Raw genomic sequence first — 1,309 nt, forward strand, 5'->3', positions numbered from 1 at the left:
ACCCAAAGCAAAATAATTGAGGAGATTAATGTCCTAAAAAAAACTTTTTATAGAAGAATATTACTTTCGCAAGAGTTACGGTTTAAAGATGATAATGGAAGAGACTTTCCCTATTGGGAAAATCATTTGCTTGGAGATTTAGGAAGTGTAAAGATGTGTAAAAGAATATTTAATGATGAAACCTCAGCGGAAGGTGAAATTCCTTTTTTCAAGATTGGTTCGTTTGGGAAGAAACCAGATGCATTTATTTCCAGAACGAAATATTTAGACTACAAAGAAAGATTTTCATACCCTAAAAAGGGTGATGTTTTGATATCAGCCGCGGGAACAATTGGCAGAACGGTTATTTACAATGGAGAAGATGCATATTATCAAGATTCAAATATTGTTTGGATCGATAATGACAATAAATTGGTAACCAATGACTTTCTTTACCATATCTTACAAATTGTAAACTACAATACGGAAGGTGGTACGATTCAAAGATTATACAATAATATTTTAAAGCTAACAAAGTTCAAATCTCCGTGTATTTCAGAACAAAATAAAATAAGTAAATTTTTATTCTCTATTAATTCGAAAATTCAAGTTGAAACGAGGGTATTAAAAAAACTAGAATTGCAAAAAAAATTCTTGATGCAGGAATTGCTGATTTAGTCATTAGCTAATTTGTTGTGAATGCGCTCAATCTACGCCTGCTTTACAATTCCTATTTAACAAATATTTGCTGTAGTAAAAATTTCTTTTGTTTTTCAAGCCTTGAAAGGATACTATTTTCAATTTCAATTTTCGAATCTAGCTTGAAAAGAAAATTTGCAATAACATCTTGTTCTTCGACTGTAGGAATCTCGACAACTATTTGTTCAATTGTACTTTTTGACAAACTTGGTACACCTGACGCTTCATTGTATTCGAACCAGTTAATTGTTTGAAAAAGGTGAAAAATGTATTTGGGCCTTGAAAAGTTGAAAGAATGTGTATAAAACAGCGTATCCACAGTCCATATTTTACCGTTAAAATACATTGGCTTATCTATAGTACCTTTCCGCCCAATGCAAACTGTTTCACCATTGTGAAGGAAGTCATCAACTGAAATCATAAATCCACCAGTGCCAAACACAGGAATTGTTCCTGCGTTCAGATGTTTGTAATCTTTGCCGCTGCCTATCTTTAGAATTTCGCTAATCTTTTTTTCGTTCCAGGTTGGATATTCATCTAAACCGTCTTTGAATCGCATACTTCTTTTGAGTAATCTACTTCTTAGAGTTTTAATTAAGGATTTATAATGTAAAAGTATTTTGCTTTGGGT

Annotated in this window: 2 protein-coding genes; one reads left to right on the forward strand and one right to left on the reverse strand. The window is 32.0% G+C overall.

What is annotated here, in order from left to right; all coding sequences use genetic code 11:
* On the forward strand, positions 1-657 hold a 657-nt coding region (locus tag DRW42_RS28370; RefSeq protein WP_208643674.1), incomplete at its 5' end, for a restriction endonuclease subunit S.
* Between the two features lie 52 nt (positions 658-709).
* Here DRW42_RS28370 and DRW42_RS28375 read toward each other — a convergent pair.
* Positions 710-1,309: restriction endonuclease subunit S (locus DRW42_RS28375; protein ID WP_208643675.1), on the reverse strand; the 600-nt coding region annotated here is incomplete at its 5' end.

This window comes from Pedobacter miscanthi, assembly GCF_003315595.1.
Taxonomy (GTDB): Bacteria; Bacteroidota; Bacteroidia; order Sphingobacteriales; family Sphingobacteriaceae; genus Pedobacter; species Pedobacter miscanthi.